10 protein-coding genes are annotated in these 6776 nt (G+C 44.5%); 8 read left to right on the forward strand and 2 right to left on the reverse strand.

What is annotated here, in order from left to right; all coding sequences use genetic code 11:
- The coding region (dnaB, locus tag ACFIO3_RS06630; protein ID WP_375704222.1) for a replicative DNA helicase at positions 1-894 on the forward strand (894 nt) is incomplete at its 5' end.
- A 379-nt stretch (positions 895-1273) separates the two neighbouring features.
- Complete coding sequence (locus tag ACFIO3_RS06635; RefSeq protein ID WP_375704223.1) at positions 1274-1432, forward strand: hypothetical protein; 159 nt, start codon at positions 1274-1276, stop codon at positions 1430-1432.
- 83 nt (positions 1433-1515) lie between these two features.
- Here the strand turns inward: ACFIO3_RS06635 and ACFIO3_RS06640 are convergent, their stop codons facing one another.
- Positions 1516-2043 carry a helix-turn-helix domain-containing protein gene (locus ACFIO3_RS06640; RefSeq protein ID WP_375694578.1) on the reverse strand — a complete coding sequence of 176 codons (528 nt, stop codon included), beginning with the start codon at positions 2041-2043 and terminating at the stop codon, positions 1516-1518.
- 12 nt (positions 2044-2055) lie between these two features.
- Positions 2056-2586: a helix-turn-helix domain-containing protein gene (locus tag ACFIO3_RS06645; protein ID WP_375704224.1), complete on the reverse strand. Its 531-nt coding sequence runs from the start codon at positions 2584-2586 to the stop codon at positions 2056-2058.
- A gap of 151 nt (positions 2587-2737) precedes the next feature.
- On the opposite strand from ACFIO3_RS06645, the gene ACFIO3_RS06650 reads away from it, so the two are divergent.
- The 6 genes from ACFIO3_RS06650 to ACFIO3_RS06675 all read left to right on the forward strand — a co-directional run.
- Entirely contained in the window at positions 2738-3031 is a 294-nt protein-coding gene (locus tag ACFIO3_RS06650; RefSeq protein WP_375617385.1) for a helix-turn-helix domain-containing protein, read from the forward strand.
- 73 nt (positions 3032-3104) lie between these two features.
- Positions 3105-3245, forward strand: a complete 141-nt coding sequence (locus tag ACFIO3_RS06655; RefSeq protein WP_375704225.1) for a hypothetical protein — start codon at positions 3105-3107, stop codon at positions 3243-3245.
- The gene (locus ACFIO3_RS06660; protein ID WP_375704226.1) at positions 3229-3627 is read left to right on the forward strand and encodes a hypothetical protein; all 399 of its coding nucleotides are present in this window, start codon (positions 3229-3231) and stop codon (positions 3625-3627) included. Before ACFIO3_RS06655 ends, ACFIO3_RS06660 begins: the two co-directional genes overlap by 17 nt.
- The gene (locus ACFIO3_RS06665) at positions 3627-4535 is read left to right on the forward strand and encodes a ParB/RepB/Spo0J family partition protein (RefSeq protein ID WP_375704227.1); all 909 of its coding nucleotides are present in this window, start codon (positions 3627-3629) and stop codon (positions 4533-4535) included. The genes ACFIO3_RS06660 and ACFIO3_RS06665 overlap by 1 nt, the downstream gene beginning before the upstream one ends.
- Positions 4532-4990: a hypothetical protein gene (locus ACFIO3_RS06670; RefSeq protein ID WP_208435989.1), complete on the forward strand. Its 459-nt coding sequence runs from the start codon at positions 4532-4534 to the stop codon at positions 4988-4990. Before ACFIO3_RS06665 ends, ACFIO3_RS06670 begins: the two co-directional genes overlap by 4 nt.
- A partial coding sequence (locus tag ACFIO3_RS06675; RefSeq protein ID WP_375704228.1) for a transposase domain-containing protein occupies positions 4987-6776 on the forward strand: 1790 nt, incomplete at its 3' end. The genes ACFIO3_RS06670 and ACFIO3_RS06675, both read left to right, overlap by 4 nt.

Genomic DNA, 6776 nt, shown 5'->3' on the forward strand with positions numbered 1-6776 from the left:
AGCGCTGCGAAAAAGCGTTCCTCACAGCTTTCAGGGATAGCTACCCATATCAAAACCCTTGATGAAAAAATGGGAGGATTACAACCATCTGATTTAATTATCCTTGCTGGACGCCCTGGGATGGGTAAAACATCACTTGCTACCAATATTGCTTTTAATATTGCTAATGCTTGTAAGCGTGATAACAGCCAAGCCAATGAAGGGGGTATTGTTGGTTTCTTCTCACTTGAGATGTCAACTGAACAGCTTGCAACTCGTATTATTTCCGAACAAATAAAGGTTTCTTCTTCGGATATGCGCCGTGGTAATATCTCAGAAGAGCAATTTGCAAAAATTATTCACGCAATGCGTTCCTTACAAACAATCCCTCTTTATATTGATCAAACGGGGGGTGTCTCCCTTGCACAATTGGCCGCCCGTGCAAGGCGTCTGAAACGACAACATGGTTTAGATGTTTTGATTATCGACTATATCCAACTCATGACAAGTGGTTCAAAGCGTTCATTAGAAAATCGCGTTCAAGAAATTACAGCCATTACCACCGGATTAAAAGCACTTGCAAAAGAACTCAATATTCCCATCATTGCTCTGTCACAACTTTCACGTCAAGTTGAAAACCGAACCGATAAACGTCCACAATTATCCGATTTACGTGAATCTGGTTCAATCGAGCAAGATGCCGACATTGTTCTGTTCGTTTATCGTGAAGAATATTATCTCAAAAATGAAGAACCCAAAGAAGGCACCTCTGAGTATAGCAAATGGCAAGAGGCAATGGAGCAAGCCAAGGGCAAAGCTGAGGTTATTATAGCAAAACAACGCCATGGTCCGACAGGAATCGTTCCCCTTGCCTTTCAATCCGATTTTACATGCTTTAGTGATTTGGAAAAATAGGAGCAGAAAAACGCGTTAAAGGGAGCTTTAAATACCCTTTAGATAAGGTCTTTGAAGACCCTTTGAGAACACCTTTAAAACTCTTTGAAAAAAAATGAATTGGTACAAAACCTAGTGGCAAAATATACAAAACCTGCTGGCTAGCTACAGTTGTAGTTTGACACTAGGTTTTGTACTAAGTGGGAAAAGGTGGGATTAGGTAGGAATACGTGATAATTTGTTGTTTTTATGTATAAAATTTAGCATTAAAAGCGCGTTTTGTCAAAATAGATTTTGACACCTAAAATTGTAAAAAAGAGCGAAAAAGAGTGAAAATCAGAAAAAAGTGCGTTTTCATGGTAAAAATGAAAGAAGGCTTTGAAAGGTCTTTGAAAACCCTGTGAAAAATTTTGAAAAGTCTGTGAAAGCCCAGAAAACCGCCTTTGAAGACCCTGTGAAAAAAATCACTCCAAAAGTTCAATCGACTCCAAAACCAACCAAAAATGACAAAAAAAGCAAAAAAGATATGCGCCATATGGCGCGTTTCTATTTTTTGTAAATATAATTCTTTAAAAACAATGTATTATTTCATTTTCTTAATGTAAAGAGAAACGCGCCTGTATTTTTCATTTTAGAGAGGCATTAAGCCGTATCTTGTGTAGTTTCTAGATGTACTCTTTCAGCTTCTATTTGACGCTTTAAATGCAATTTTAGAAGAGGTAAAATAAGCTCGACTTCTTCCGTGTCGTTGATGTCTTGAACAAGCTCTTGCAGTTTTCCATAAAGTTCCGCCGCGCGTTCCGCTATATCTTCAGGAGGGATCTTTATATTTGCATCGCGATAGGTTGTATAAGCTATGCGACCAAGCTTTTTCATGAGACCAGCAGGGATAGCTGGTGGAGATATATTGAAAGACTGAGTTTTCATCATGTTTATGAACATTTCATCTTCACCAGTCAAAAGCCAATTTAGGTTGATCCCAAATTTTTCTCCATATGATGTTAAAACGGTTGCGTCTGGGGTTCTATCACCGCGTTCGTAATTGCCAAGCCCTTGAATACTAATACCAATTTTAAGAGAAAATATATCACGAGATAAGCCTACAAGCTTTCTTACCTCTATGAGGCGTCTTGCTAATGGGGTTTTTGGTTCATTTCTTTGTCGTGTCATATTAAAGAGGCATTAAGCCGTATCTTGTGTAGTTTCTAGATGTACTCTTTCAGCTTCTATTTGACGCTTTAAATGAATTTTAAGAAGAGGGAAAGTCGCTTCGACCTCTTCCATGTCGTTGATGTCTTGAACAAGCTCTTGCAACTTTATACAAAGCTCTGCCGCTAATTCCGCTATATCTTCAGGGGGGAGTTTTATATTTGCATCGCGATAGGTTGTATAAGCTATGCGACCGAGTTTTTTCATGAGACCAGCAGGAATAGTTTGTGGTTTAAAACCAGCTGTTTTCGCCTTTGCTACGTCTGTAAACATTTCGCCTTCACCTGTAGCTAGCCATTCCACAGATACACCAAAAATATTTTTGTAAATTACCAACATTGATACAGGTGGTTCGCGCAAGCCAGTTTCGTAGTTACTCATAGTACTTTCAGGTACTGCAAGATGATCAGCAAACTGTTTGCGTTCCAAAAAACCAAGGACAAGACGTACTTCACGTAATCGTTTTGCCAGTTCTGTTTTAGGTTCTTTTTTAGGTCGTCCCAAAAAAAATTACTCCTAATCCACATTTAGGTTGACTAATTCACAAAAGCGAATTATATCTCTAATTACCGCCCGATATTGAGGGCAGATATTCTACAATTAACCCCACAAAAAACGGATGTGGGAGCATCCGTTTAAAGCAGGAGCGAAGTTTATGACAACCACACAAGTTTGGGATCGCCATAGTATTTTAGCTGAGCTACGCCGCCGTAATATGACCTTGGCGGAGCTCGCGAAAGCTTATCAACTATCGTCATCCAGTGTTCAACATATCTGGACACGGTCTAACGAGAAAGCCGAACGTGCTATTGCCGATTTTATCGGTTTGCCCGTCGAGCAGGTTTTTAGCGACCGCTACCCCAAAAGTCGCCGTCGCATTTTTAAAGCAGCAAAACATGCCAACACAGATTCACGTGCGCATTCTGCTTTGCGCGGTAATGCTGCTTGAACTTCGTTACACGGCTTTGCGTTTTTGCGCATTTGCCATGAATTTAAATACCATAAGATAAAAAGGTTTATCAATGTCTAAAGATCAGTACGAAATAGGCAAGATAAATTGCATAGAGTTGCATCATAGAACAGCCGTTTGGACGGATTGGTTCTGGCGATTAGATGGTGGTCATATTGTTTTTATAGGGGGTGGTTATGGTTGCTGCTTGTAATTTATGGACCCCAGATGCCAGAAGCGATATCGTTAATCCTTATTCAGAAGTTGAACGTTTACAGGTGATGCTTTCTTGTTCTTTAAAAGCCGTGAGTAGTGGATTTAAGCATCTGCCAATCCGGTATATTATTGACCCACCGCATGGCTTATTTGATGCGGCGTTAGCACGACAGATTGTTATTCATATTTTGCATTATCAGTTTGAGGTGCCACGGCGGCGTATTGTTGCGATACAGGCACGTCAGCGGACTTCTATTTCTCTATCTATGCAAGTGATTAACCGGCGTTTGGAAGAACCCGTTTTTGCGAAAGCTTATCGAAGATGGGCAGGGCGTGCGATGGATTTGTTCTTTAAAGAGATCAGAAAGGCGGCGGCGTGATGGCACAGTTTCAAGAGATTGCTTTAGATTTGATTGTTGTTCCCGAACGTATACGCCCTGTAGATGTTGAGCATGCCAAGGCACTTGCACAATCAATGGCGCGGGAGGGATTGATGAATCCGATTACGGTGCGCCATACCCCCAATGCTAAAGAGGGCAATTACACGCTGATTGCTGGTGCACACCGGCTGAGGGCTGCGGAGCTTTTGGGCTATAGCGAAATTGATGCGGTTGTGGTGCAGGCGGATAAAGAGAATGCTGCGCTTTTAGAAGTAGCTGAAAACCTCTTTCGCAATGAATTGTCTGTTATTGATCGTGCGCTTTTTGTCCAGACTTACCGCGAATTGTGGGAAAAGAAGTATGGGGAAATTAAGCGTGGTGGGGACGGTAGTAATCAATATACAAAGGACAAAGTGGCAAAGGGTAAAGTTTACCCTTTGATCGGTGAGGATGCAAATTTTGAGCAATTGGTGCAAGTTGCACCAATTGCTCATGCGAGTGGAGAAAATGACAAAAGGACAGTTTTATCTTTTGCCAAACATGTGGCGGACCGCATTGGTTTTTCTCAAGATGTTGTAAAACGTCTTAACTGTATTGCCCAACATCTACAGCCGGAGTTGCGGTCTGTTTTGCGGGGGACAGCATTGGCGGATAATCAAGCGCAATTGTTGAAATTAGCCAAGATGGAGCCGGTTGCGCAACGGCGGGTGGCAATTGCTTTGCAACAGGTTGATGGGGATTTACGACGGGCTGTTGATTTGGTCAATGGGGTTAATACGCCGCCGCAAATTAATGAACAGGAACGGGTTTTTGCGCAGTTATTAGGGGTGTGGCAGAGAGCAGATGCGCAGACAAAGGCGCGGTTTTGTGATTATCTTGCAAGAGAACGGGGGGAGGAGCAGGCATGAAGAGGCATGGTTGCGGGCAGCTTGATTTTTTCCAAAAGCCGGTTTTTCCCTGCCGTGAACCCGTTGCGCAGATTGATTTAGGGCGGTTTCGCTCACGCATTAAGCGTGCGATGGCGCGGGCTTTGAGAGAATGTCGGCATGAGCGCAGTGTGATTGCGGAGCGTATGGCGCATTATTTAGGGATTGGGTGTTTAAGTAAGGCCAGTTTGGATGCGTATGTGGCGGAAAGTAAGCAGGTGGATATTTCTCTGCCGCGGTTTAAAGCCTTTGTGCGGGCGACAGAGGCATTTTGGCTCTGGGATGAGGTGGTGAGTGAAGATGGATTGTTGCTGTTGCAAGGAGATGAGGCGCGTTTAGCAGAGATTGCGCGGTTGCAGCAGGAACAGCGGGAGATTGCAGCGCAATTGAAAGCCATGCGCGCAACGCCGGTGCAAATTAAAAGGGGGCAGCCATGAAAGAATGGTTTAGTATTGCCGAATTGGCTGAAGCAGCTTTGCCAGGGTTGCCGAAAACATATAAAAGTCTTGAAAACCACGGACGGGCATATTGGAGAAAAAACTCTGAACTTGCGAGGAAAGTGGGAGGCAAAACGAAGCCGGTTTGGGAGTATCACATTTCCTTATTGCCGGAGGGGGCGCGGGCGGCATTGTTGGTGCGGTTTGGAGTGGGTGTTGATGTGAAACAAACGCAAGGGGAACAAAAGACAAGTATTTGGGTGCGTTATGAAGGGCTTTCCAAGGCGCATAAAAGGCGCTGTGAAGAGCGTTTGAAGGCACTTTGCTTTTGGGAAGATTTGCTTGTTTCTGGTATGGGTGTGCATGATGCGGCAAGTTTGAGTGCGGTGCAATTTGGTGTGAGCCGGATGTCGCTTTTTAATTGGCGGCAGATGGTTGAAGGGTATGAGCGCCCTGATTGGTTGGCAGCTTTAGCGCCTTGTTATGGTGAGGAGAATGTTTCGCAATTTGCGCCGTGTCATGATGGGGCGTGGGAGGTTTTTTGTTCGGATTATTTGCGCCCCTCTAAACCTGCTTTTTCGGCGTGTTATCGGCGCATGGTTTCGGTTGCGCAGGAGTGGGGTTTTGAGCCCATTCCTTCTGAGCGGGCATTGCGGCGTCGTTTTAAGGCGCAAATTTCTAAGGCTGTTGTGGTTTTAGCGCGTGAGGGAGAAGAAAAGGCAAAAAAGCTTTATCCAGCCCAACGGCGTGATCGCTCCAGCCTGCATGCACTGCAAGCAGTGAATATGGACGGGCATAAGCTGGATGTTTTTGTGAATGTTCCTTGGACAGAGAAGCCTGTGCGGCTTTATCTGATTGCCATTCAAGATCTTTATTCGGGCAAGATTTTATCGTGGCGCTTATCGGATGCTGAGAGTTGGGAAATCGTTCGTTTGGTGATTGGGGATATGGTGGAAGCTTATGGCATACCGGAGCGTATGACCTTGGATAATGGGCGTGCCTTTACCAGCAAATGGATTTCTGGAGGTGTGCAAAACCGCTTTCGTTTTAAGATTAAGCCGGATGATCCGCAAGGGCTTTTGACGAGTTTGGGTGTGCAGTTGCAATGGACCACCCCTTATAGCGGACAGTCTAAACCGATTGAGCGGGCATGGCGTGATCTGGCAGAAGCGATTTCTAAACATCCCTTTTGTGCGGGGGCTTATACGGGCAATAAACCGGATGCCAAGCCTGAAGATTATGGCAAGCGCGCGATAGGATTTGAAGCGTTTAAAGCCCATGTTGGGGCGCAAATTGTGGCGCATAATGCGCAAGCGGGGCGTAAGGCGGTTAATTGTGCGGGGCGCAGTTTTGATGAGACCTTTACTGAGAGCTTGCAAGCAGAGGGGACGATTATTCGGCAAGCAACGGCAGCACAACGGGCTTTATGGCTTTTAACCTCAGAAGCATTGCGTGCGCAAAAGGGTACGGGCGAGATCCATTTTTATGGCAATCGTTATTGGGCGCGGGCGTTGAATGAGCATGCGGGGAAAAAGGTGATTGTACGCTTTGATCCGGATAATTTGCATCAAGATTTACGGGTTTATGATTTGAATAATCGGTTGCTTTGTTTGGCACCATGCCTTTGTGATGTAGGTTTTTATGACCAGCATGCGGCGCGCTTGAATGGGCGTTTGCGTAAAGAATATGTGAAGGCTGTTAAAGCAGAAAAACAGCTAGCGGCAAAGCTTGCACCTGATCACTTGGCTGATGTTTATGGTCGCCTTGAGAAAAAGGATGAAGCGTT

This window comes from Bartonella sp. AD328YNZD (assembly GCF_042196425.1).

Bases quoted from the DNA above. Each gene is read 5' to 3' on its own strand.
- ACFIO3_RS06660 (WP_375704226.1), top strand. From the start codon at position 3,229: ATGGTTGCTGCTTGTAATTTATGGACCCCAGATGCCAGAAGCGATATC.
- ACFIO3_RS06665 (WP_375704227.1), top strand. From the start codon at position 3,627: ATGGCACAGTTTCAAGAGATTGCTTTAGATTTGATTGTTGTTCCCGAA.
- ACFIO3_RS06650 (WP_375617385.1), top strand. From the start codon at position 2,738: ATGACAACCACACAAGTTTGGGATCGCCATAGTATTTTAGCTGAGCTA.
- ACFIO3_RS06670 (WP_208435989.1), top strand. From the start codon at position 4,532: ATGAAGAGGCATGGTTGCGGGCAGCTTGATTTTTTCCAAAAGCCGGTT.
- ACFIO3_RS06655 (WP_375704225.1), top strand. From the start codon at position 3,105: ATGTCTAAAGATCAGTACGAAATAGGCAAGATAAATTGCATAGAGTTG.
- ACFIO3_RS06640 (WP_375694578.1), bottom strand. From the start codon at position 2,043: ATGACACGACAAAGAAATGAACCAAAAACCCCATTAGCAAGACGCCTC.